Source organism: Sinosporangium siamense (assembly GCF_016863435.1).
GTDB lineage: Bacteria > Actinomycetota > Actinomycetes > Streptosporangiales > Streptosporangiaceae > Sinosporangium > Sinosporangium siamense.
In genome coordinates, this window is record NZ_BOOW01000023.1 from 131,918 (window position 1) to 154,139 (window position 22,222).

Genomic DNA, 22,222 nt, shown 5'->3' on the forward strand with positions numbered 1-22,222 from the left:
CGCCAAGCCCGCGCACAGCCGGCCTTCCGACCTGCGGAAACCCCGTCCGGCCAGGCCCTGCGGAAAAGGTGAAAGACTTTCAGCCGGCCGGCGGACCGGCCGGGGACCTCGGCTACGGTGAACGACATGGCCCACGCTCACCATCGCATCACCCTCCTCGGCAAGCCCGGCTGTCACCTCTGCGACGAGGCACGCGCCATCATCGAGCGGGTCGCCGGCGACCTCGGCGTGCCATGGGAGGAGCAGGACATCACCCAGTCTCCCGAGCTCAACGAGAAATACTGGGAGATGATCCCCGTCACCCTCATCGACGGTGTCCAGCACGACTTCTGGCGGGTGAACGAGGCCCGCCTCCGCGCCGCCCTCACCTGAACCGCCGGACCGGCCCCTGTTCGAACCGGCCTGCCTGAACCGGCGGGCCGGCACGGCCGATCCCGCCCTTCGAAATCTACGCCTGAGACCCGCCGGAGACCACCCCGGTCCCACCCCCTACCGGCCCCACGGCCGGCAGGGCCACCCCCACGCCCCGGCCAGGGTGGCACACACGATCACTCAAGTCTGATCACAGCGGCCCGACCCGCACCCCCAATCACCCGGCGCCGACAAGCGTGTACGGCCCAACCCGGCACGGCCCAACCCGGCACGGCGCAACCCGGCACGGCGCAACCCGGCACGGCGCAAGCCGGGCGTCAGCCAACGCCCTCGCCGGGCCGGGGCCGGCTCCGAGGCCGACGCCCTCGAACGTTGCCAGGTCGTCGTCCACCACCACGAAGTCCCGCCCCGGCAGGTCGGGCGGCGGGCGCCCGCCGCGGTAGGCCGGGGCCTGCCGGGCGGTCCCTTGCACTCCGAGGACGTCACCTTGGCCAGGATCTCCTCGAGGAGGCCCGGTCTGCGCACCAGCGTGTTGCCGAGGACAAGGTCGCCCCCTCGGCGATGGCGCCGACCCCGAGTTCGGGCAGCGATCTACCTGCGCTCGCCGAGCCCTCGGCGGGGCCGGCTAGAGCTGGTACGCCGTGGGCAGGGATACGACCTTGGCCGCGTTGACGTTGATCTCGATGACGTTGGTGGCGAGGACCAGTGTCTGGCGCTCGGTCACGAAGCGTTCGACGTGTGGCTGGCGCTGGTGGTCCTGGTAGGCGATCTCGTCCCGGTAGATCTCGTAGACGATGCGCTGAAGCGGAGCCGACTTGACGCTGTGGCAGGCGAAGATCAAGGTGTCCGGTTCGCTGCGGCACACGGCTTCCACCGTGTCGTCGGCGAGCCGGTCGAAGGCGTCGCCCGAGCCGTCCATGAGGGTGAACACCGTCAGCAGGCCGAAGATGCCGGGCGCGGGGCGGCCCGAGCCGCCGCCCGCCGGCTGCGCGGCTCCGCCGCCCTGGCCGAAGCGGGCGCTGTCGGCGGTGCCGGGACCGCTGTGAGCACCGTGAGCGGCGTAAGTGCCGTGGCCACCGGGAGAGGTGTGACCGGTGGGAGCGCTGCGGCCCGCGCCATGGCCGGGAGCCGCGTGGCCGGGGTGAGTGCCGGGATAAGTGCCGTGGGTGCCCGGCTGGTTGCCGTAGTTGGCGACGTCCACGCTGGAGAACATGCCGGTCATGGGCATATCCGGTGACGCCGGCTCGACGCCTGCGGGCCCACCGGGCTGGTTGCCGTAGTTCGCCACGTCGAGGCTGGAGAACGTGCCGGTCATAGGCATGTCGGGCGAGGCGAGCTCGGCGCCTGCGGGCCCGCCCGGCTGATTGCCGTAGTTCGCCACGTCGATGCCGGAGAACATGCCGGTCATGGGCATATCAGGGTCGTCGAGGCCACCTTGGGGGGGCCGGGCGTGCGCACCGGAGGAGTGCTTGCCGTCATAGTCGGGCGTCGGGCTGCCGTAGACGGGGACCCCGGGCGAGGAGCCGTAGTCCGGGCGGAAACCCTTGTCACCCGCGGCCAGGCCGTACGCCTCGATGTCCTCCGGCATGATCTGGCCGGTCGCGGGCCCGCCGAACGGATCGTCGAGCGACCCGCCGTGCCTGCCGTAGCCGCCCTGCCCGCGATCGTCGAAACCTTGACCGCCGGGCCCCTGCGCACCGGACCCATGTCCGCCCGATCCATACCCACCGGGTCCCTGAGCACCCGATCCATACCCGCCGGGCCCCTGCCCACCGCGTCCCCGGCCGCCGTGCCCTTGCTCGGCGAAACTCTGGTCCCCGTAGCCGGGTTCGCCGAAGCCCTGGTCCCCGGGTCTTCCAGGGCCGGGAGGCCGGCCCCTGCCGTACTCCCCGGAGTCGCCGGAGTGCGACGACCGGCTGGGGCCGTCGCGGAAGTAGTCGGCGAACGGGTCGTCCTGTCCCGGACCGGCGTGCATGCGGGCGGCGTGGCCCGGCTCGGACTCGCCCGCGCGGTATTCGGCGACGAGGTCGCCGAGGCCCGACTTGGTGGCGGGGCCGACCTGACGGGAGCGGGAGCCGCGGGGCGCCTGTTCGTGGTCGGGGCCGGGCCGCGCGCCGGCGCGGGGAGCATCCTCACCCGCGCGGGAGGGGCCCTCGTCTGAGCGGGAGGAGCGTTTCCACCGGTCGGAGTCGATCTCAGCGTCCTCTTCGTCGTCGTCCTCGTATGGCGCGAGGGGGCGTAGCACGGAATACCAGACCGCGGCCGCCGTGGCGGCGAGCAGGATGACCGCGAACGGTCCCGGCAGCGCGAACCTGACCGAGGCGAGGAGCGCGAGGCCGGTGGGGACGAGCACGGCGGCGGCGTGCATGTTGTCGGCGTCGTAGTCGTCGCCGCTCCGCCCGCGCATCACGGCCATCACGAGGATCCCGATGAGGACCAGCGCGACGGTGATGTGTGTCGCGAGCAGGAGGTAGGCCGGGGGCCACTTCCACTGCGCGTCGGCGTCGGGCAGCGCCGCGCCGAACTTGTCCGGGGCGTTCAGCGGGTCGAACATGAGCACGCCGACGGCCAGGACCGTGAAGGCGATGCTCAGCAACCAGGTCGCGAACTTGACCGGGACCTTCTTGGTCAGCAGTTGCACGAGCCCGGCCGCGAGAAAGACCGGCGCGAGGAACGAGCCCGCGAGCTGGTGGATGCGGAAAAAGGCAGGCCCGAAACCCATCAGATGCCCGGCGGCGACCACGCCGAGGGCCATGCAGACGGACGCGGTGGCGACGCTCCAGCCGATCAACCAGCCGCTGGCGCCGTCGCGCAGACGGCCGATGAGTGCTCCGGTGGCGATGGCCGCGAGGAGTGCTCCGGCGAACGCGATGACAGCGACGACGACTTCCATGGTGACTCCAATGCTGCCGGACATCGCCCCCGTGCGGGTAGCCGGTGTGGTGGATGACGCACCGATCCGTCCCCTCACGGGAGTGCACGTGAGTGCATCGCTCCACCCGGAAGTCACCGAATACGTACAACCAGAGACTGCGAAGTGGATTGTGGAATTACGAATTGATTTCTAGAGTGTTCGAGCACGCCGCACCCCCATTCTCCCCAGGGATACCGGATGCCTGATACATGGCCGTTCGCCGGGCTACTCCCTTCAGCCGCCGCAGGGGTGGCGCAGCCCGCCACGGCGAGCGACCTCGCCGTGCACAAGGACGCCGTGCACAATGGCGCGCACCGGGACTCCGCCGCGCGCCGAGAGTCCCCCCACAACAACTACACCGTGCATGAGGAGTTCGCACCGTCCAAGAGCGATGATCTGAAAACGCTGGTGCTGAGAGCCAAGACCGGCGATGCTGAAGCTTTTGGCACGCTCTATGACCGCTATCTCGATCTGGTCTACCGCTACATCTACTTCCGTGTAGGCTCACACGCCTTAGCAGAAGACCTGACCAGCGAGACCTTCCTCCGCGCGCTACGGCGAATCACGGATTTCACCTGGCAGGGCCGTGATTTCGCGGCCTGGTTGGTGACCATCGCGCGCAATCTCGTGACGGACCATTTCAAGTCCGGCCGCTACCGTCTTGAGGTGTCCACCGCAGAAGTGCTCGACACGCCTCTCGACGGTCCGCACATCCCAGAGAACGCTGTTGTGACCGCCATCACATACGAAAAAGTGCTGCGCGCCGTACGCGATCTCAACCCCGAACAACAGGAGTGTGTGGTCCTCCGTTTCCTGCACGGCATGTCGCTGGCCGAGACCGCAATCATCATGGGCAAGAAGAACGGCGCGATCAAAGCGCTGCAGTTCCGCGCGGTCCGCGCACTGGCGAGAGCTCTCTCGACCGAACTTCGTTGAATGTTCACCTACCGCGTAACCTTGCAGGCGGGCCCGTCGTTAGGCAAGTAACACCGATGGATCATCGTGCGGGGGCGGCAGGGAGCGTTCATGCGTAGGTTGCGGCCCGGGCGGCGGCTGCCCAATGCTTCGCGGAGATCGCAGGCACACCTACTGAAACACATGGCCGGGATGAACAAACGGCTGGGCGGAGGCCCCAGCCCTGAGTTCCGTGCCCGGCTCAGGGAGGAGCTGGATGCGCTTCAGGCGGACAAGAGCACCGAGGAGGCCGACGATCCCGCGCCCGCGCCTTCTCGAAGACGAAGATTCCGCCTGCTACCTCAAGCCGTCACCATCGCGCTGACCGGCGCGGTGGTGGTGACCGGATTCGCCACGTACTGCTCGGTGCCGGGGGACGTCCTCTATCCGGTCAAACGGGCGGCCGAGAACACCCTCGTCAACCTGAGCACCAGCGACGTACAGCGCGGCGAGCGCGAACTCTCCTCAGCGCGCACCCGCGCGGAGGAGGTCGCGACCCTGCTCGGCTCCCCCGAACGGGAGGAGCTCGTGGGGACCACCCTCAAGGACATGGAGGACACCACGCGCCTGGCGATCGCCACCCTCAGCCGGGTCAAGCACCCCGGGGCGCGGCCACACACCGAGCTCCAAAGGTTCGCCAAGGAGCAGCGCAACATGGTCGAGCCGATGTTGCCCCAGATGGATGCCGAGACCCAGCGCCAGGCCAACGGCTATCTGAATTTGATCGACGGGCTCACCTCGCCCGGCTGACCTCGCACAACCGGTTCCGGACACTCCCGGCTCAACCTCACAACGCCCAAGCAACCACACACCACGCATTTCATCGCAATGCCGTACGGCATGAGCCTCGATCTCAAGGTCCTTTCAACGTGCCGTTAATACGGCTCCTGCGGATTTGTTCGCCGCGACAGTTAAGCTCGTCAGCTATGAGACGGCTACTGCGACGGCGCCATGAGGCAGAAGCTGAATTGGCCGGTGAGGTGGCTGCCGCCGCCGCGGTCGTCACCGTGCCCACGGCCGAGCCCGACGTGACGGGGGCGGCCTTCTTCGACGTCGACAACACGATGATGCGGGGCGCGTCGATATACCACTTCGCCCGGGGCCTTGCGGCCCGCGGGTTGTTCACCACGCGTGATCTGTTCAAGTTCGCCCTCGGTCAGGCGCTGTTCCGCCTCGGCGGCAGCGAGAACCCCGAGCACATCGCCGAGGCCCGGGAGACCGCTCTGGCGTTCGTCGCGGGCACCGAGGTGAGCGAGGTCGTGCGGCTCGGCGAGGATATCTACGACGAGGCGATGGCCGACCGCATCTGGGCCGGCACGCGGGCACTCGCCCAGAGCCACCTGGACGCCGGGCAGCGGGTGTGGCTCGTGACCGCCACCCCGGTCGAGCTCGCCCGGGTGATCGCGCAGCGGCTCGGCCTCACCGGGGCACTCGGCACGGTGTCGGAGACCAAGGACGGCGTCTACACAGGACGGCTCGTGGGCGACCTGCTCCACGGCCCGGCCAAGGCGGAGGCCGTACGAGCGCTGGCCCGCCGCGAGGGGCTTGATCTCAGCCGCTGCACGGCCTACAGCGACTCGGCGAACGACCTGCCGATGTTGTCGATGGTGGGCAACGCCTATGCGATCAACCCGGACTCGGAGTTGCGCGAACACGCGCGGAGGAACGGCTGGCAGGTGCGGGACTTCCGCACCGGGCGCAAGGCCACGATGATCGGCCTCCCGATCGCGGCGGGCGTGGGCGCGATCGCCGGTGCCGTCGCCGCGGCAGCCGCCCTCCGCCGCCACTACCGCTCCCGCCACTAGCCCGGCACTGGACGGGCGCTGAGGCGGCCCTGAACCAACAGGGCCCCCAACCGCTCACCGCACCGATGCCGCCGCTCACCGCAACGGCTCACGGCCCTACAGGACCCCGGCAAACGGGCGCTCGGGGGGAAGAGCGGGAGCAGGGCAAGGGCCGAAGCCCGGGAGGGCGGAACCCCCGGGAAGCAGCGAACATTAAGGACCAGGGCGGGAGCCCGAAAAGGCCGGACGCTCTAGAAGAACGGCGGAAAAGCGTGCCCGCGCCGGAGGCGCAGCTCGTTGAGGATCTGCTGGATGACGTCGCGCACGTGGTCGGTGGTGTTGAAGACCACCATCGGGTCATCCGCCGCCGCCGGACCGTATTCGTCGGTGCGGATGGGCTCGCCGAACTCGATCATCCACTTGGACGGCAGCGGCACAAGCCCGAGCGGCCCGAACCACGGGAACAGCGGGGTGATCGGCACGTAGGGCACGCCGAGCATGCGGGACAGCAGCGGCACCTCGCCGAGCTTGGGGTAGATCTCCTCCGCCCCGACGATCGCGCACGGCACGATGGGAACGCCGGCGCGGATGGCCGACGCCACGAACCCGCCCCGCCCGAACCGCTGCAGCCGATAACGCTCGGAGAAGCGTTTGCCGACGCCTTTGAACCCCTCGGGGAACACCCCCACGACCTCGCCCTTGCGCAGCAGCCGGTCGGCGTCCTCGGGGCAGGCGAGGGTGTGGCCGGTCTTGCGGGCCAGGTGGCTGAGGACGGGCAGCTGATAGACCAGGTCGGCGCCGAGCAGGCGGATGCGCCGCCCGACCTCGTCGTGCATGGCGACCTGCATCATCAGGGCGTCGATGGGCAGAGTGCCGGAGTGGTTGGCGACGACGAGCGCCCCTCCCTCGTCGGGCACGTTGCCGACCCCGACGGTGTCCACCCGGAACCAGTGCCGGTAGACCGGGCGGACCAGTTCGAGCAAGACCGTGTCGGTCAGCTCGTGGTCGAAGCCGAACTCGTCCACTTCGTAGTCGCCGGTGACCCTCCTGCGCAGGAAGGACAGCAGGCGCGACAGGCAGTCGCCGTCGGCGGCGGGCTCCTCGTCCACGCCTGAGGCGCGCCACGCCCGGGCCGCGTCGAGCGGGATGACCTTCGCCCCCTCGGCGTCGTCTGCGTTGTCGTGTGCTGAGTGGTGCATCGGATCACCCTCGTGGGTCTGCCCGGTGACGCACCAGTTCGGACAGCGCGTCGACCACGGCGAGCGGGAGTCCGCCCGGGAGGCCTCGGGCACGGAGAAAGTCGTCGAAGGCCGCGGCGGTCGTAAACTTCGGTTTCCAGCCCAGCTCGGCCGCCAGCTTGCCGGTGTCGACCGCCCGGCCGTGGCTGAGCAGGCTGAGCTGCTCGGGGGAGAACTCCACGAGCCCGGCCCGGCGTGCGGCCTCACCGAGGAGGCGGAACGCGGGTGAGGGCAGCGGCACGGAAGGCTGCCCGGTGCGGCGGACGCACTGGGACATCAGCAGCACGCCGTCGCCTGCCACGTTGAACGTGCCCGGGTGGTCCTCCATCGCCATGCGGCGCAGCACCTCGACCGCGTCGTCCTCGTGGACGAACTGCAGGCGCGGGTCGAACCCGAGCACGGTCGGCAGGACAGGCTGGGTGAAGAAGCGCGTGAGCGGCGACTCGACACCCGGGCCCATCATGTTGGCGAACCGGAGCAGCGACACCGTGATGTCGGGACGGCGCCGGGCGAAACCCCGGACATATCCCTCGACCTCGGTCGCGTCCTTGCCGTAGCCGTGGCTGGGCGTGTCCGCGGGTTCGAGGTCTTCGGTGAACACGGCGGGGGCGTGAGCGGAGGAGCCGTAGACCGCCGTGGTGGAGCGGACGACGACACGGCGGACGGTCGCCGACCTCTGGCACGCGGCGAGCAACTGCATGGTGCCGATGACGTTGTGCTCTTTCATGGACACCCGGCCGGCGCCACGCGAGGGGGCGCTTACCAGGCTCAAGTGCACAACAGTGTCGATGTCCGCAGCCGACATCACATCGGCGATGTCGGAACTGCGCAGGTCGACCCGGACGAACTGCGCACGACCCGAAGGGTCATACGACCTGCCCTCACCCCAGGGCGGCAAGGTGTCCACTCCGATGACGCTGGCGACATCCGGGTCGGACGCGAGAACGCTCGCCACTCGGGCGCCGATGTGGCGTGAGACCCCGGTGACAAGCACAGTTTGGGTCATCGGCGCCTCGCAGGTCCGCGTTGCTACTTCTTGTTGCGCCGCTGGATGCGTGTCTTCTTCAGCAGCTTGCGGTGCTTCTTCTTGGCCATGCGCTTGCGGCGCTTCTTGATAACAGAGCCCACGGGACCCCCAGGTAGCGGTAGATGCCGAAACCGGTGCGCGAACACACACCGGCACAACAGACTACCGGCGATCCACGGTAGATCGGTCCCTGGGGGACACCCCCGCGCATCAGTCACTCACGGCGCACCGTCGCACGCCGCTACGTCACATGAAGCGCCGGCCCCTCGGCGACCTGTCCGGCCCGCCTGGACCGTGGCTTCATCCAGCCGCTATGTAGGCGTCTCGCAGATAGTCGTGCACGGCCTTCTCCGGCACGCGGAACGACCTGCCGACGCGAATGGCCGGCAGCTCGCCCGAATGCACGAGCCGGTACACGGTCATCTTGGAGACCCGCATAACGGTGGCCACTTCGGCCACTGTCAAGAACTGCACCTCACTGAGAGGTCTTTCGACTGCACCCATCGGACGCCTCTTCCGCACGTGTATCCGGGTTATCCCCACTGGTGCCATTGCTCACGCACGTCTACTGCTGTCAGCGTAAGTCCGGACCGGGAGTGAGCAAACCCCTGACTTCCCCGCCCGGCCACCCCCAGCGTCCACGAACCCATAGAAATAGCTGGTCAGTGACCTGAACGTGATCTAGGCCCAGGGTTGGAACGAACCAACCCCCTCACCATCAGAGTCGCCCAGGATCCACAAAAAGTTTGCAAACGGTAGGCGAGTGACGGGGAACGCAGGCGCGAAATGCAGGTATAAGGTGGGCCGAATCATGCTCCTAGGGCGTGCGTGACTCGCGTGACGAGATATTCCGTCAACGGTGCGTAGTGACGCGGGAGCACATTGTCGTCGAGTGGCACCACCGCGGCCAGCTTGCCCTCCGCCTCCCCGACGAAGAGCGCGGGGTCGTTGCTGTCGGCGAACCCCACCGTGAGAACCCCCGCCTCCCCGGCCGCCCCCGCCCACCCGTGGTCGGCGATCACCAGGTCAGGCGGCGCGTCCCCCAGCTCGGCGAGCATCTCGCGCATGGGGTCGGCGTCGTGCGAGTGGGTGAAGGCCCCCTTGTCGGACACCATGGCCACGCTGTCGAGGTAGCGGATCGTCCGGGTGCGCCCGAAGTAGTGGTTCGTGTACTTCCAGCCCTCCGCCGGCGTGATCAGTGTCGCCCCCAGCTCGACCGCGAGCCTCGCCAGCGCCAGGTGCACGGTCAGCAGCCCCGTCGGATGCCCGGTGGCCACCAGCACACGCGCCCCGGGTACGGCGAGAGCCCCCGCCACCACTCCCGCCATCATGTCCAGGGCGTCGATGGTGCGCTCGGGGTCGATCGTGTCCTGTCCGAAGCGGTGCTCGGGGTCGGCCACGACCCCGGCCGCCTTGGCCATCAGGGCGAGGATCTCGGGAAAGGCCCAGTCCTGCGACAGCGTGAGGCCGAGCATCAGGTAAGGCTCGCGGTTGGCCAGCGACGCATAATGATCGAGGTTGTTCTCCCGGCTGGTCGCCACCTCTCCGGCTATCCGTGTCTGGATCAGGTGGTCGCGTAGTTCGTCCCGGCTCGGCAAGGTCACCTCCGGCAGGCCCTCAATCGAGAGGGTCAAGTCCGTGTTGCGGAAAAACCGCCTTCCGGGTCGCCACGATAGCCCGGTCGACGTCGTCTGCTGGATCGTAACCTTCCCGAAAATCACGGAATTCCGGGCTTCGCCCGTCGGACATGGTCAACGGGGGCACCTCTCCCGTCCGCTCGGCGGCGAACTCCCGCCATCCCGGCGGGGTCGGCGTCTCCGGGTCGATCGGGTGCCCGGCGACCTCCGCGATCAGGTGGGTCCACGCCCTCGGCACCACCCGGACCAGCTCGTAGCCGCCGCCTCCGGTGACGAGCCAGCGCCCGCCCGCGGTCTCGTGGGCCAGGTCATGCAACGCGGCATATGCCCTACGCTGCCCGTCCACACTCAGCATCAGGTGGGCTAGCGGGTCCAGGGCGTGGCTGTCGCAGCCGTGCTGGGTGACCAGCACCTCGGGGGCGAACTCCCGCAGCAGCGGCGGCACGACCGCGTGGAAGGCCCGCAGCCACCCCGCGTCGCCGCATCCGACGGGCAGGGCGACGTTGACGGCGGTGCCGTCGGCGCCGGTCTCCTCGGGGAAGCCGGTGCCAGGGAAGAGCACCCTCGGCGTCTCGTGCAGGCTGATGGTGAGCACGCGGGGGTCGTGCGCGAACATCGACTGCACCCCGTCGCCGTGGTGCACGTCCACGTCGACGTAGGCCACCCGCCGCGCGCCCTGGGCGAGCAGCCAGGCGATCGCCACTCCGGGGTCGTTGTAGACGCAGAAGCCGCTCGCATAACCGGCCATCGCGTGGTGGAGGCCGCCGGCGACGTTGACCGCGTGCTCGGCCTCGCCGGACCACACGGCGCGGGCCGCCGCCAGCGTCGCCCCGGTGATGAGCGCCGACGCCTCGTGCACCCCCGCGAAGGCAGGCGTGTCGCCAGGGCCGAGGCCGACGCTCATGTCGGGCTCGCCGGTCGCCGACACCCGCTTGACCGCCTCGATGTAGTCCCGCGTGTGCACTAGCGCCAGCTCGTCGTCGGACGCGGGGACACACCCGGACAGCTCGACCCGGTCGAGCACCCCGAGCTCACGGGCGAGCGCCATGGTCAACTCGACCCGGACCGGGGCCAGTGGGTGCCCCGGCCCGAAATCGTAGGAGGTGAGCTTGTCATCCCAGACGACCCGCACAGACCGGCTCATCATCACTCCTCACGCGTGAAGGCAGCCGACGTTACCGTACGGCTAGAGCCTGCGGATCATGGCCTGCGCCACGCAAAGAGCCGCCCACCGAGTCGCCGATAGTCCTTGAACGTCCACCTTTACATGACACACCGCATAATGTCTGACTATGCGCTTGCAGGGCTTCCGGCCGGCGTGGGATACCGGCCGGGCCCGCGCTGTCGATGTGTTTCTGGCCGTGGTCGCCTGGCTGGTGGACGTGCTGGCCGTCTTTACTCTGGTCGGCCCCTCAAGCGTTTCCCTCTTCAGCGGCGCAGGCCCCGTCCCGGCGATCGCCGCCGTCCTGCTCTCGACCCTCGGCTCCCTCGCGCTGCTGAAACGGCGCACGCACCCGACACAGGTCATGTGGATCATCGCGATCCTGGACATGCTGCGTGCGTTCAGCGGCAGGCCCGACGTCCAGTTGTACGGCTTCGGCCCGTCGGTCGCGACCTACAGCCTCGGCAGATACGCGAGATCCACGCCCTCCTGGATCACATGCGCCGCCATCAGCGCGCTCTACCTGAGCTTCTACGCCCTCGCGACCTACATCAAAACCGGCCGCCTGCTCTTCGATGCGACCTACGTCATCGGGCCTGTGCTGTTCGCCCTTATCGGGCAGCTCGTCCGCGTGCGCGTGGAGCTGCGGCGGCGCTCCGCCAAGGAGGCCGCCGACAACGCCGTCCGCGCCGAGCGCCGCCGCATCGCCCGCGAACTCCACGACGTGGTGGCCCACCACATCAGCGTGATCAGCGTGATGGTCGGCGCGGGCCGCTCGATCATGACCACCCGCCCGGACGACGCCCAGGAGGCGCTGGCCACCGCCGAACGCACCGCCCGCGAGGCGCTGAACGAGATGCGGCAGTTGCTGAACGTCCTGCGCGCCGACGGATCCGACCAGTCCGACGCCGAGGGCGACACCCCCACCTCGGCCGGCACGGCCGGACTGCCCGCCCTCATCGAGCAGGTCAGACAGGCCGGGCTCCCAGCGGAACTGACCTTGGAGGGAGAGTCCGTGCCTCTCCCCACCGCGGTGGACCACGCGGTCTACCGCATCGTGCAGGAGGCTCTGACCAACACGCGCAAGCACAGCGGCGGGGCGCGGGCCAGCGTGCGGCTCGCCTACGGGGACGGCACTGTCGAGGTCGAGGTCCTCGACGACGGGATCGGCGTCTCCGAGGGCGGCGGAGGGTACGGACTGTCCGGCATGGCCGAGCGCGTCGCCCTCTGCGGCGGCGAACTCCAGACCGGGCCGCGCCCGGACGGGGGGTTCCGGGTGCGGGCACGGATCCCGCTGCCCGTGTTGCAGAATGGCGAAGCGTGATCACGATTCTGCTCGTCGACGACCACGCGCTCGTACGATCGGGATACCGCATGATCGTCGACGCCCAGCCGGACATGACGGCGGTCGGGGAGGCCGCCGACGGCGAGGCCGGGCTGGAGCTCGCCCGGCGCACACGCCCGGACGTGGTGCTCATGGACCTGCATATGCCGGTGCTCGACGGCGTCGAGGCGACGCGGCGGATCGTCGCCGAGCTCCCGGACACCAAGGTGCTCGTGCTCAGCACCTTCGACCTCGACGAGCACGTGGTGGACGCGCTGCGGGCCGGGGCCTCGGGCTTCCTGCCGAAGGACATCTCCCCCGAGGAACTGGTCGAGGCCGTGCGCGTGGTGCGGCGGGGCGAGTCGGCGGTCGCCGCACGGCTACTCACGCGGCTGATCGGCACGTTCGTGCGTGCCCCGCGCACGAAGCCGGGAAAGGCGCCGCCCGCGCTCGCGGCGCTCACCGAACGCGAGCACGAGATCCTCACCCTCATCGCGAGGGGGAGGTCCAACGCGGAGATCGCCGCCGGGCTCCAGGTGTCGCCGTCGACGGTCAAGAACCACGTGACGAAGATGTTCGCCAAACTCGGGGTAAGGGACCGCGCACAGGCCGTGATCATCGCCTATGAGACGGGCGTGGTGACTCCCGGATTAGGAACGGAGTACTAGGACCGCCGGGTCACAGTACTCAGGGAGTGCGGGGAAACGGTTCCCGAGGCGGAGGGGCACGCGTCAAGCCGCTGACACGCTTGAGTCATGACCACCATTCAGGCCATCAACCTCACCAAACGGTATGGCACGACACTCGCGGTGGACGACCTGTCCTTCACGATCGAGCCCGGCCGGGTGACCGGCTTCCTCGGGCCCAACGGCGCGGGCAAGTCCACCACCATGCGGATGATGCTGGGCCTGGACCGGCCCAGCGGGGGCAGTGTCCGCGTCGGCGGCAAGCCGTACTCCGAACTGCGGCACCCACTGCGCACCATCGGCGCGCTCCTCGACGCCAAGGCGGTGCACGGCGGCAGGACCGCCCGCAACCACCTGTTGTGCCTGGCGCAGAGCAACGGCATCGGGCGTGCCCGGGTCGAGGAGGTCATGGAGACCGTCGGCCTGACCGCCGTGGCCAAGCGCCGCGTCGGCGGGTTCTCGCTCGGCATGGGGCAGCGCCTCGGCATCGCGGCGGCTCTGCTGGGCGACCCGGAGATCCTCATGTTCGACGAGCCGGTGAACGGCCTCGACCCCGAGGGCATCCGCTGGATCCGCACCCTCATGCGCGGTCTCGCCGCCGAGGGCCGCACGGTGTTCGTGTCGAGCCACCTCATGAGCGAGATGGCGCAGACCGCCGACCACCTCATCGTCATCGGCAAGGGCAGGCTCATCGCCGACACCGGCGTGCAGGACTTCATCGCCCGCAGCTCGCAGAGCTACGTGCGGGTGCGCTCACCGCGGATGGCGCAGCTCGCGCCGCTCCTCACCGGGGCCGAGTTGTCCGCGCACGGCGACCACATGCGGGTGATCGGCCTACCAGCCTCGAAGATCGGCGATGTCGCCGCGGGGGCCGGCATCGCACTCCACGAGCTGACCGTGGTCGAGCCGACGCTGGAGGCGGCGTACATGGAGTTGACCAAGGACAGCGTGGAATACGCGGGAGAGACGGTGCCGGCATGATCGACGTGATGCGTTCGGAGTGGACCAAGCTGCGCTCGGTCCGCTCCACGATGTGGACGTTCGGCGTCGGCGTCCTCGCCATGATCGGATTCGGGGCCGGCATCCCCGCGGCCCTCGTCGCGATGAACGAGCCGGCCGAGATGGAACCGGTCGCGGCGAGCCTGTCCGGGGTCCCCTTCGCCGCGCTGATCTTCGCGTCGCTCGGCGCCATGGTGATCACCTCGGAATATCGCACCGGAATGATGAGGACCTCCCTCACCGCGGTGCCGCAGCGGCTGAAGCTGCTGGCCTCCAAGGTGCTGGTGTTCACCCTCGTGGCTCTGCTCGTGGCGCTGTTCTCCACGTTCGCGGCCTTCTTCCTCGGACAGGCGTTCCTCGGCACGGAGAACGCGGCGGCCTCGCCCGGCGATCCCGGGGTGCTGCGCGCACTGCTCGGCACCGCGCTCTACCTGACCATGAGCGGGCTGTTCGGGCTTGGCATCGGCACGTTCATCCGGCATACGCCCGGCGCCATCGTCTTGATCGTGGCGCTCATGATGGTCGTCCCGATGATGGGGAACATGCTGCCCGGCGCCATCGGCGAGTTCATCGTGAAGTTCTTCACCACCAACGCGGGCCAGCGGGTCGCCTCCGTCGGCGAACAGGCGGGACTGCTCGGCCCGTGGCAAGGCTTCGGCGTCTACGCCCTGTGGGCGGCGGCCGCCATGGTGATCGGCGCGGTGCTCCTCAAGCGCCGCGACGCCTGACCGACCCCGCGCGGCCCTTGGAGGGCGCGCACCACACGAACGCCCGCCGGGGGCATGGCCCCGGCGGGGACGGACTCCCGCGGCACCGGCCGCAGCGTGTGCTCGCGGGGGCGGGAGCCGGGCCCGTTCAAGGGCCTCGGCTCACTCCGCGCGGAGGGCGGCGACCGGATCCAACCGGCCCGCCCTTCGCGCAGGAGCCAGACCGAAGAACACCCCCACCGCCACCGACACCCCGAAGGCTAAGTCGATGGCTGAGGGGAAACTGAGGACAGCGCCTCCACCCGGCGGTCTCTGCGCTCCAGCCGCCGCACGGCGGGCACGATGAGCAGCGTCGACATGCCTGCGACCGCGACCCCCGCCGAGACCGCCATCACCGTCTCGGCCCCGATCAGGCCCGCCGCCGGTCCGGCGATCATCTGCCCGAAGGGCATCGCGACCATGGAGCCGCCCAGCTCGTAGGCGCTGACACGGTTGAGCACCGCGGGCTCGACATGCGTCTGCACACTCGTCGCCCACATCACCGACCAGAACGCCCACCCCACTCCTGCCATCACGAACCCCGCCATGATGACGGGCAGCGGAGCCCCGAGCGCGAGCGTCAGCGGTTGAAGCGCGAACGCGAACATCGCGGTCGCCCCCGCACGCAGGGGCCGCGCCGGTCGCACCCTCATCGCGATGAGCCCGCCGACGATCGTGCCGGCGCCCATGGACGACATCACCAGGCCGACCGCCGGCTCGCCGTGGGCGGCGGTAACCAAGGAGGTCACCAGCGGAATCGTCGGCCCGAACAACGTGATGGCGAAAACCACCCAGACCAGGATCACGCTCCACATCCAGGTTCGAGACCTGAACTCGGTCCACCCCTCTCGCAGATCGCGGAGGACCGACGTCTTCTCGACCGCCTCGCGGTCGAACCTCACCCGCATCAGGACCAGGCACAACGCGCTGAGCGCGAACCCCGCGGCCTCCACCGCGAAAACCACCCCGACCCCGGCGACCGCCACCAGCACCCCCGCTAGGCCGGGACCGACGAGCTGCATCATCGACTCGGACACCCGCAACGCGGCGTTGCCCCGCTGCACGTCACGCGCCACTCGCGGCACGGTGCTCGCCACACCGGGGAGATACATCGCCGTGGCCGCCCCGCTGACCGCCGCGAGCGCCGCGATCTCCCATAGGGCGGGCCTGCCGGTCAGGAAGAGTACGGCGAGAGCCCCCTGAGACAACGTGCGCACGACGTCGGCTCCCACCATCATTCGACGTGGCGTGAACCGGTCGCCGAACACCCCGCCGAACAGAATGAGCGCCACCATGGGCGCCATCCCGGCCGCGAGCGCGAGCCCCACCCCGGTCGGTCCGTAGTCGCGCTGCACACCGAGGGCGGTGGCCACCGGCAACATGCCGTAGCCCAGCATGGAGATGGTTCGGGCGACGAAGAAGAGACTGAAATCCCTGGACCATAACGAGGGCCCGTCTGCCACGTTTCGACCTCATTTCACCAGATTCGCCGATGAAATGATGCCTTCTGAATAGAAGGTTTCCTAATGCTTTTGCCGCCACATCTGCGACCGCCAAGAGCCCTTCGAAGGAAGACGGACACACCTGGACCTGCGAGAACAGGCCGAAGGAGAACCGACGCCAACCGACCGCCAACCGGGGGCGAACCCGACTCGGCCGCCCCCAACCGAGGGTGACACCGTCGAGGTGCCGGCTCCGCCGTCCCAGCCGAACTGGCCGATGGGCCCGTAGTCGCCGCGATAGGTGCGCACCGCCGTACCGAAGCCCCAGTCGCCCTGCCGACCCGGCCGACCGGCGGCGAACCCGGCCGAGCGCCGGGCAGAGGTGAGGTCGAATCAGCCGACCGCCAACCAGAGACGAACCGAGGTCGGCGGACCGCCGGCGACGGGGAACCCTGGCCGGCGAAGCATCGGCCGGCGGCGAACGCCGACCGCCAACCGGCGAAGCACGGTCGGCGCCGAGCGGAGCCGACCAGCCGCCGACCGGAGGTGCAGCCGAGCCGGCCGAGCGCCGGCTGGAGGCGGACCGGCGCCGAGGTCAGCCGGAGGCGAGTTCGCGGCCGCGGTTGCGGGCGGCCTCGATGGCCGCGAGGAAGGCGGCGCGCACGCTGTGGCGTTCCAGCTCGGCGATCGCGGCGATGGTCGTGCCGCCCGGCGAGGTGACGGCCTCGCGGAGGATGACGGGGTGCTCGCCCGAGTCGCGCAGCATGATCGCCGCGCCCACGATCGACTGGGTTACCATGTCGAGCGCCGCGGCGCGCGGCATGCCGAGCAGGATGCCCGCGTCGACCATGGCCTCGACCAGGTAGAAGAAGTAGGCCGGGCCGCTGCCGGACAGCGCGGTAGCGGCGTCCTGCTGCGACTCGGGGATGCGCAGGACCTTGCCCACCGGGTTGAGCAGCTCCTCGGTGTGGCGGAGGTGCTCCTCCCCCGCGTGCGCGCCCGCCGAGATCACGCTCATCGCCTCGTCCACGAGCACCGGCGTGTTGGACATCACGCGCACCACCGGCACGTCGTCACCGAGCCGGGACTCCACAAAGGCGGTCGTGATGCCGGCCGCAGCCGAGATCACCAGGCGGCCGGCCGGCACATAGGGGCCGATCTCCGCTAGCAGACCCGCCATGTCCTGCGGCTTGACCGTCAGGATGATCGTTTCAGCGGACTTGGCGGCCTCCACATTGGACACCACCTGCACGCCGTAACTCTCACGCAGCGCCGCAGCCCGCTCAGGTCTGCGGGCCGTCACCATGATCTGCCCCGGTTTGAACCCCGCGCGCAGCAACCCCGACATGAGGGCCTCGCCCATCTTGCCCGTGCCCAGAATCGCGATCATGTGGCGCACCTCGCGGAGTCGATGTGATTGGCGGTGGTGGAAGCGTGGATCCGTGGCCTGAAGCCACCCCGCAGCCTACCGGCGCCCGCCCACCTCACCCCGCACGACCACCTCCGCACCACGCCCGTGAACCACCTCGCCGCGAGATCCGTGAGCATAGATATGCGAATGGGACTAGCAGTCACCGGATGCCTCACACTGATCATGAGCACGGCGGCGGCCGCGCCCGCGCTGGGCGCCGCCTCGGCCTCCAGGGCCTCCGCCGTACACTCCGGGGCCCCCACCTCACACTCCGGGGCTTCCGCCGTACACGACCGACCCGCCGCCTCCCCCAGGCCCAAGGGGCCGCAGCCCACCAAGCCCACCGGCGACGCCCTGAACCCGCGCCCGGTGCAGTGGATCAGCGCCAAGCCCGTCTCCAAGGGCAAGTACAAGGGCAAGGCGATCAAGCTCGTGTGGTGGTCGGGGGTGGAGCCGTGCCATGTGCTCGACCGGGTCACGGTGAAGCGCACCGCCAAGCGGCTCGTCGTGACACTGCATGAGGGCGTGGCCAAGAACGCCGCCTCGGTCATGTGCATTGAGCTGGCGATACAGAAAACGACCACGGTGAAGCTCAAGCACCCGATCGGCAAGCGCAAGATCGTCGACGGGGCCCGTCTCAAGAGGTGAGGGGCCCGTTGGGCAGTTAGTTGAAACGTCAACTACCTTGAGACGTGACGCCTGGCACCAGGCGACACGCACAAGGAGGACACACCCATGAGCGCAACCGTTGCGATCATCGGAGGAGGGTACGGCGGAGCCGCCGCGGCCAAAGCCCTCGACGACGTCGCCGACGTCATCCTTATCGAGCCCAGGGACGCCTTCGTCCACAACGTCGGTTCCCTGCGCGCGGTCGTGCGGCCCGAGTGGATGCCGCAGATCTTCTATCCCTACGACAACCTGCTCGCGCGCGGCCGGGTCGTGCGCGACAGGGCTGTCGGCGTGGACGCCGAGAAGGTGACGCTCGCCTCGGGTGAGACCGTGGCCGCCGACTACATCGTGCTGGCCACCGGCTCCCGCTATCCGTTCCCGGCGAAGAGCAACCTCGACGACACCGCCGCCGCCCAGGACAGATACCGCGCCGCGTACCACCAGCTCGCGCCGGCCGAGCGGGTGGTGCTATTCGGCGCAGGACCGGTCGGGCTGGAGTTCGCCGGGGAGATCAAGGCGGAGTGGCCGGACAAGCAGGTCGTGCTCATCGATCCCGCCGCCGAGATCCTCGCGGACTACGACCGGGAGTTGCGCGACGAGATCCGGTCCCAGCTCGACGCCCTCGGCGTGCGCCTGGCGCTCGGCAGCCCGGCCGCCGAGCCGCCGTCGCTCGACGGGGTGCGCGGGGGTTTCACTGTCACCACCGAGGCGGGAGAGTCCTTCGACGGGGACATCTGGTTCCGCTGCCACGGCGTCTTCCCGATCACCGACTACCTCACGGGCACGCTGTCGTCCGCGAGGCAGGCGGACGGCAGGATCCAGGTGGGCGGCACCCTGCAGGTCGCCGGGCACGACTCGGTGTTCGCCCTCGGGGACATCACCACCGTGCCCGAGGCCAAGCGGGCGGGCTCGGCCATGCGCCACGGCGAGGTGATCGCCGAGAACATCCGCGCGCTCATCGCCGGCGAGGCCGCCGTGACCGAATATGAGCCGAGCAGCGGCTTCATCCTCCTCCCCCTCGGCCCGAACGGCGGCGCGGGGCAGATGCCCGGCGCCGGCGTCGTCGGGGCGGAGACCGCCTCGCAGTACAAGGGAGCCGACATGATGCTCGGCCGCTTCAACGAGATCTTCGGACGCGCCTGAGCCCGCCGTCCGCAGAGAGCTTCAGACAGACCTGAACCCGGCGGTTCGCCGAGAACCCCGGACAGGTCTGAGCCCGCGGTCCGTCGAGATCTTTGGACAGCTTTCACTCGCGGTCCGTCGAGATCTTCGGACGGCTTTTATCTCGCGGTCCGTCGAGATCTTCGGACCGTCCGAGCCCGCGGCGCGTCCGCGGCCCCGCGATCCGTCCGCACCGGTCACCGGCCCGGGCGGCCGGACCGGCGGCCCGCGCGGCCCCCTCGCAGGCCGCGCGGCCGGGAAAGGCCGGTACGGCACTGCCGTACCGGCCTTTTCCATGAGATGCGGCCGCCTCCATCAGATGCGCGGAAGTGCGCTACGTGCCCGGTGAGCACCAGGGCGCGCGGCGCCCGGCCGCGCGGCGAGACGAGCCCCGCCCGGCTGCCGGCCTGCGGGGCCACACTGTGCCGGCGACACCGGGAGGGCTGCGCCGTACGGACCACACCGTGGGAACCAGGTCGCGAGGGTTTCCCCCCGAGGTGCGCATCCCCGCCCCGCGCCGTGAGATGTGTCTCACGGGACGCCACCCCAAAAAAGTGTGTGATCGCGAGAGCGGGGCCGGGAACGGAAAGCGGGCCTTCGCCGTAAGACATCTGGGGGCCGTAAGACGGCCGGGGGTTCGCTCCCGGCCCGGTGAGGCGGCTCGACAGTGATCCATAGGGGCTTGACCGTGATCCATAGGGGAATGAAGCCCCGCGTCAGAAGGTTGAGCCCTATAGACTCAAGTCGTTTGACAAACGTCAGGCGCTCCCCCAACATTGAGTCGGACCGACTCAACTTTGACTACAAGGACGTACTCATGGCACGTGCGGTAGGAATCGACCTGGGGACGACCAACTCCGTCGTCTCTATCCTTGAGGGCGGTGAGCCCACCGTCATCGCCAACGCGCAGGGCTCCCGGACCACGCCGTCCGTGGTCGCCTTCGCGAAGAACGGCGAAGTCCTCGTGGGCGAGGTCGCCAAGCGGCAGGCCGTCACCAACGTCGACCGGACGATCCGCTCGGTCAAACGGGAGATGGGCACCAACTGGTCCGTCGAGATCGACGGCAAGAAGTTCACACCCCAGCAGATCAGCTCGTTCGTCCTGCAGAAGCTGAAGCAGGACGCCGAGTCCTATCTCGGTGAGAAGATCACCGACGCGGTGATCACCGTTCCGGCCTACTTCAACGACGCTCAGCGTCAGGCCACCAAGGAAGCCGGCCAGATCGCGGGCCTCAACGTGCTCCGCATCATCAACGAGCCGACCTCCGCCGCCCTCGCCTACGGGCTGGACAAGGAGAAGGACGAGACCGTCCTGGTCTTCGACCTCGGCGGCGGCACCTTCGACGTCTCGCTGCTCGACGTCGGCTCCGACGAGGACGGCCACGGCTTCGTCGAGGTGAAGGCCACCAGCGGTGACAACCACCTCGGCGGCGACGACTGGGACCAGCGCGTGGTCGACGAGCTGGTCAAGCGGTTCAAGAACGCGCACGGCGTCGACCTGTCCAAGGACAAGATGGCGCTCCAGCGTCTGCGCGAGGCCTCGGAGAAGGCCAAGATCGAGCTCTCCAGCCAGTCGGAGACCTCCATCAACCTGCCCTACATCACGGCATCGGCCGAGGGCCCGCTGCACCTGGACGAGAAGCTCACCCGGGCCGAGTTCCAGCGCCTCACCCAGGACCTGCTCGACCGCTGCAAGGGCCCCTTCCACCAGGTGATCAAGGACGCCGGCATCAAGGTCGCGGACATCGCGCACGTGGTGCTCGTCGGCGGCTCGACCCGCATGCCCGCCGTGACCGAGCTCGTCAAGGAGCTGACCGGCGGCAAGGAGCCCAACAAGACCGTCAACCCGGACGAGGTCGTGGCCATCGGCGCCGCGCTCCAGGCCGGTGTGCTCAAGGGCGAGGTCAAGGACGTCCTGCTGCTCGACGTCACCCCGCTGTCCCTCGGCATCGAGACCAAGGGCGGCATCTTCACCAAGATCATCGAGCGCAACACCACTATCCCGACCAAGCGCTCCGAGGTCTTCACCACGGCCGAGGACAACCAGCCGTCGGTGCAGATCCAGGTCTACCAGGGCGAGCGTGAGATCGCCGCGGCCAACAAGAAGCTCGCCACCTTCGAGCTGACCGGCATCGCGCCGGCGCCGCGCGGCATCCCGCAGATCGAGGTCACCTTCGACATCGACACCAACGGCATCGTCAACGTCTCCGCCAAGGACCTCGGCACCGGCAAGGAGCAGTCGATGACGATCACCGGCGGCTCCGCCCTGCAGAAGGACGACATCGAGCGCATGATGCGCGAGGCGGAGAAATACGCCGAGGAGGACAAGTCACGCCGCGAGGAGGCCGAGGTCCGCAACAACGCGGACGCGCTGGCCTACCAGACGGACAAGTTCCTCCGGGAAAACGATGAGAAGGTGCCGTCCGACGTCAAGGCCGAGGTCGAGTCCGCCCTCGCCGATCTGAGGAAGGCCCTTGAGGGCACCGACGTCCCGGCGATCCGCACGGCGGCCGAGACGCTCGCGACCGTCAGCCAGAAGATGGGTTCGGCCATCTACGCCCAGCAGTCCGCCTCGGGCGACGGTGCCCAGAGCGCCTCGGCGGATGACCGTGACCAGGCGGCCGGCGGCGCCGACAACGACGTCGTCGACGCCGAGATCGTGGACGACGAGCCCAAGAAGGACAAGTGACCTTCGC

At 69.2% G+C, this 22,222-nt stretch carries 20 protein-coding genes; 11 read left to right on the forward strand and 9 right to left on the reverse strand.

Annotated elements, in window-relative coordinates:
- Positions 1 to 126: 126 nt before the first annotated feature.
- The gene (locus Ssi02_RS18720) at positions 127 to 372 is read left to right on the forward strand and encodes a glutaredoxin family protein (protein ID WP_204027120.1); all 246 of its coding nucleotides are present in this window, start codon (positions 127 to 129) and stop codon (positions 370 to 372) included.
- Positions 373 to 997: 625 nt separating this feature from the next.
- On the opposite strand, the gene Ssi02_RS18725 is transcribed toward Ssi02_RS18720, so the two are convergent.
- Complete coding sequence (locus Ssi02_RS18725; protein ID WP_204027122.1) at positions 998 to 3,265, reverse strand: antibiotic biosynthesis monooxygenase; 2,268 nt, start codon at positions 3,263 to 3,265, stop codon at positions 998 to 1,000.
- A gap of 219 nt (positions 3,266 to 3,484) precedes the next feature.
- On the opposite strand from Ssi02_RS18725, the gene Ssi02_RS18730 reads away from it, so the two are divergent.
- From Ssi02_RS18730 to Ssi02_RS18740, 3 genes are all read left to right on the forward strand, one after another.
- Positions 3,485 to 4,222, forward strand: a complete 738-nt coding sequence (locus Ssi02_RS18730) for a sigma-70 family RNA polymerase sigma factor (RefSeq protein ID WP_204027124.1) — start codon at positions 3,485 to 3,487, stop codon at positions 4,220 to 4,222.
- 90 nt (positions 4,223 to 4,312) lie between these two features.
- The gene (locus Ssi02_RS18735) at positions 4,313 to 4,990 is read left to right on the forward strand and encodes a DUF5667 domain-containing protein (RefSeq protein WP_204027126.1); all 678 of its coding nucleotides are present in this window, start codon (positions 4,313 to 4,315) and stop codon (positions 4,988 to 4,990) included.
- Positions 4,991 to 5,166: 176 nt separating this feature from the next.
- Positions 5,167 to 6,045, forward strand: a complete 879-nt coding sequence (locus tag Ssi02_RS18740) for an HAD family hydrolase (protein WP_204027128.1) — start codon at positions 5,167 to 5,169, stop codon at positions 6,043 to 6,045.
- 230 nt (positions 6,046 to 6,275) lie between these two features.
- Here the strand turns inward: Ssi02_RS18740 and Ssi02_RS18745 are convergent, their stop codons facing one another.
- The 6 genes from Ssi02_RS18745 to Ssi02_RS18770 form a co-directional block, all read right to left on the reverse strand.
- The gene (locus Ssi02_RS18745; RefSeq protein ID WP_204027130.1) at positions 6,276 to 7,223 is read right to left on the reverse strand and encodes a lysophospholipid acyltransferase family protein; all 948 of its coding nucleotides are present in this window, start codon (positions 7,221 to 7,223) and stop codon (positions 6,276 to 6,278) included.
- Between the two features lie 4 nt (positions 7,224 to 7,227).
- Positions 7,228 to 8,268, reverse strand: coding sequence for an NAD-dependent epimerase/dehydratase family protein (locus Ssi02_RS18750; protein WP_204027132.1), 1,041 nt, complete (start codon positions 8,266 to 8,268; stop codon positions 7,228 to 7,230).
- Between the two features lie 23 nt (positions 8,269 to 8,291).
- Entirely contained in the window at positions 8,292 to 8,390 is a 99-nt protein-coding gene (locus tag Ssi02_RS18755; RefSeq protein ID WP_018654693.1) for a 30S ribosomal protein bS22, read from the reverse strand.
- A gap of 199 nt (positions 8,391 to 8,589) precedes the next feature.
- Complete coding sequence (locus tag Ssi02_RS18760; RefSeq protein ID WP_093168960.1) at positions 8,590 to 8,793, reverse strand: helix-turn-helix domain-containing protein; 204 nt, start codon at positions 8,791 to 8,793, stop codon at positions 8,590 to 8,592.
- Between the two features lie 305 nt (positions 8,794 to 9,098).
- Positions 9,099 to 9,893: a phosphatase gene (locus Ssi02_RS18765; RefSeq protein ID WP_204027237.1), complete on the reverse strand. Its 795-nt coding sequence runs from the start codon at positions 9,891 to 9,893 to the stop codon at positions 9,099 to 9,101.
- Between the two features lie 13 nt (positions 9,894 to 9,906).
- Positions 9,907 to 11,070 (reverse strand): acetoin utilization protein AcuC, encoded by a 1,164-nt coding sequence (locus tag Ssi02_RS18770; RefSeq protein ID WP_204027134.1) that lies wholly within the window; start codon positions 11,068 to 11,070, stop codon positions 9,907 to 9,909.
- A 148-nt stretch (positions 11,071 to 11,218) separates the two neighbouring features.
- Here Ssi02_RS18770 and Ssi02_RS18775 point away from each other — a divergent pair, with 148 nt between their 5' ends.
- From Ssi02_RS18775 to Ssi02_RS18790, 4 genes are all read left to right on the forward strand, one after another.
- Complete coding sequence (locus tag Ssi02_RS18775; protein WP_204027136.1) at positions 11,219 to 12,412, forward strand: sensor histidine kinase; 1,194 nt, start codon at positions 11,219 to 11,221, stop codon at positions 12,410 to 12,412.
- Entirely contained in the window at positions 12,409 to 13,080 is a 672-nt protein-coding gene (locus tag Ssi02_RS18780; protein WP_204027138.1) for a response regulator, read from the forward strand. The genes Ssi02_RS18775 and Ssi02_RS18780 overlap by 4 nt, the downstream gene beginning before the upstream one ends.
- An 87-nt stretch (positions 13,081 to 13,167) precedes the next feature.
- Entirely contained in the window at positions 13,168 to 14,079 is a 912-nt protein-coding gene (locus Ssi02_RS18785) for an ABC transporter ATP-binding protein (protein WP_204027140.1), read from the forward strand.
- Positions 14,076 to 14,825, forward strand: a complete 750-nt coding sequence (locus tag Ssi02_RS18790) for a DUF2705 family protein (protein WP_204027142.1) — start codon at positions 14,076 to 14,078, stop codon at positions 14,823 to 14,825. The genes Ssi02_RS18785 and Ssi02_RS18790 overlap by 4 nt, the downstream gene beginning before the upstream one ends.
- Before the next feature lie 239 nt (positions 14,826 to 15,064).
- Here Ssi02_RS18790 and Ssi02_RS18795 read toward each other — a convergent pair whose 3' ends face one another.
- Positions 15,065 to 16,306: an MFS transporter gene (locus Ssi02_RS18795; RefSeq protein ID WP_239129026.1), complete on the reverse strand. Its 1,242-nt coding sequence runs from the start codon at positions 16,304 to 16,306 to the stop codon at positions 15,065 to 15,067.
- A 574-nt stretch (positions 16,307 to 16,880) separates the two neighbouring features.
- Positions 16,881 to 17,675, reverse strand: a complete 795-nt coding sequence (gene proC, locus Ssi02_RS18800; protein ID WP_204027144.1) for a pyrroline-5-carboxylate reductase — start codon at positions 17,673 to 17,675, stop codon at positions 16,881 to 16,883.
- Positions 17,676 to 17,843: 168 nt separating this feature from the next.
- Between proC and Ssi02_RS18805 the strand changes: the two genes are divergently transcribed.
- The 3 genes from Ssi02_RS18805 (at position 17,844) to dnaK (ending at position 22,215) form a co-directional block, all read left to right on the forward strand.
- Positions 17,844 to 18,344, forward strand: a complete 501-nt coding sequence (locus Ssi02_RS18805) for a hypothetical protein (RefSeq protein WP_204027146.1) — start codon at positions 17,844 to 17,846, stop codon at positions 18,342 to 18,344.
- A gap of 87 nt (positions 18,345 to 18,431) precedes the next feature.
- On the forward strand, positions 18,432 to 19,508 hold the full coding sequence (locus tag Ssi02_RS18810) for an NAD(P)/FAD-dependent oxidoreductase (protein WP_204027148.1): 1,077 nt from the start codon (positions 18,432 to 18,434) through the stop codon (positions 19,506 to 19,508).
- An 835-nt stretch (positions 19,509 to 20,343) separates the two neighbouring features.
- Complete coding sequence (gene dnaK / locus Ssi02_RS18815; RefSeq protein WP_204027151.1) at positions 20,344 to 22,215, forward strand: molecular chaperone DnaK; 1,872 nt, start codon at positions 20,344 to 20,346, stop codon at positions 22,213 to 22,215.
- The last annotated feature ends 7 nt before the right edge of the window (positions 22,216 to 22,222 follow it).

What these genes read in the sequence shown, in the direction of transcription:
- Ssi02_RS18720 (WP_204027120.1), top strand. Translation starts at nt 127, where the DNA reads ATGGCCCACGCTCACCATCGCATCACCCTCCTCGGCAAGCCCGGCTGT.
- Ssi02_RS18770 (WP_204027134.1), bottom strand. Translation starts at nt 11,070, where the DNA reads ATGAGCCGGTCTGTGCGGGTCGTCTGGGATGACAAGCTCACCTCCTAC.
- Ssi02_RS18790 (WP_204027142.1), top strand. Translation starts at nt 14,076, where the DNA reads ATGATCGACGTGATGCGTTCGGAGTGGACCAAGCTGCGCTCGGTCCGC.
- Ssi02_RS18785 (WP_204027140.1), top strand. Translation starts at nt 13,168, where the DNA reads ATGACCACCATTCAGGCCATCAACCTCACCAAACGGTATGGCACGACA.
- Ssi02_RS18805 (WP_204027146.1), top strand. Translation starts at nt 17,844, where the DNA reads ATGGGACTAGCAGTCACCGGATGCCTCACACTGATCATGAGCACGGCG.
- proC (WP_204027144.1), bottom strand. Translation starts at nt 17,675, where the DNA reads ATGATCGCGATTCTGGGCACGGGCAAGATGGGCGAGGCCCTCATGTCG.
- Ssi02_RS18750 (WP_204027132.1), bottom strand. Translation starts at nt 8,268, where the DNA reads ATGACCCAAACTGTGCTTGTCACCGGGGTCTCACGCCACATCGGCGCC.
- Ssi02_RS18740 (WP_204027128.1), top strand. Translation starts at nt 5,167, where the DNA reads ATGAGACGGCTACTGCGACGGCGCCATGAGGCAGAAGCTGAATTGGCC.
- Ssi02_RS18745 (WP_204027130.1), bottom strand. Translation starts at nt 7,223, where the DNA reads ATGCACCACTCAGCACACGACAACGCAGACGACGCCGAGGGGGCGAAG.
- dnaK (WP_204027151.1), top strand. Translation starts at nt 20,344, where the DNA reads ATGGCACGTGCGGTAGGAATCGACCTGGGGACGACCAACTCCGTCGTC.
- Ssi02_RS18730 (WP_204027124.1), top strand. Translation starts at nt 3,485, where the DNA reads ATGCCTGATACATGGCCGTTCGCCGGGCTACTCCCTTCAGCCGCCGCA.
- Ssi02_RS18735 (WP_204027126.1), top strand. Translation starts at nt 4,313, where the DNA reads ATGCGTAGGTTGCGGCCCGGGCGGCGGCTGCCCAATGCTTCGCGGAGA.
- Ssi02_RS18775 (WP_204027136.1), top strand. Translation starts at nt 11,219, where the DNA reads ATGCGCTTGCAGGGCTTCCGGCCGGCGTGGGATACCGGCCGGGCCCGC.
- Ssi02_RS18725 (WP_204027122.1), bottom strand. Translation starts at nt 3,265, where the DNA reads ATGGAAGTCGTCGTCGCTGTCATCGCGTTCGCCGGAGCACTCCTCGCG.
- Ssi02_RS18760 (WP_093168960.1), bottom strand. Translation starts at nt 8,793, where the DNA reads ATGGGTGCAGTCGAAAGACCTCTCAGTGAGGTGCAGTTCTTGACAGTG.
- Ssi02_RS18810 (WP_204027148.1), top strand. Translation starts at nt 18,432, where the DNA reads ATGAGCGCAACCGTTGCGATCATCGGAGGAGGGTACGGCGGAGCCGCC.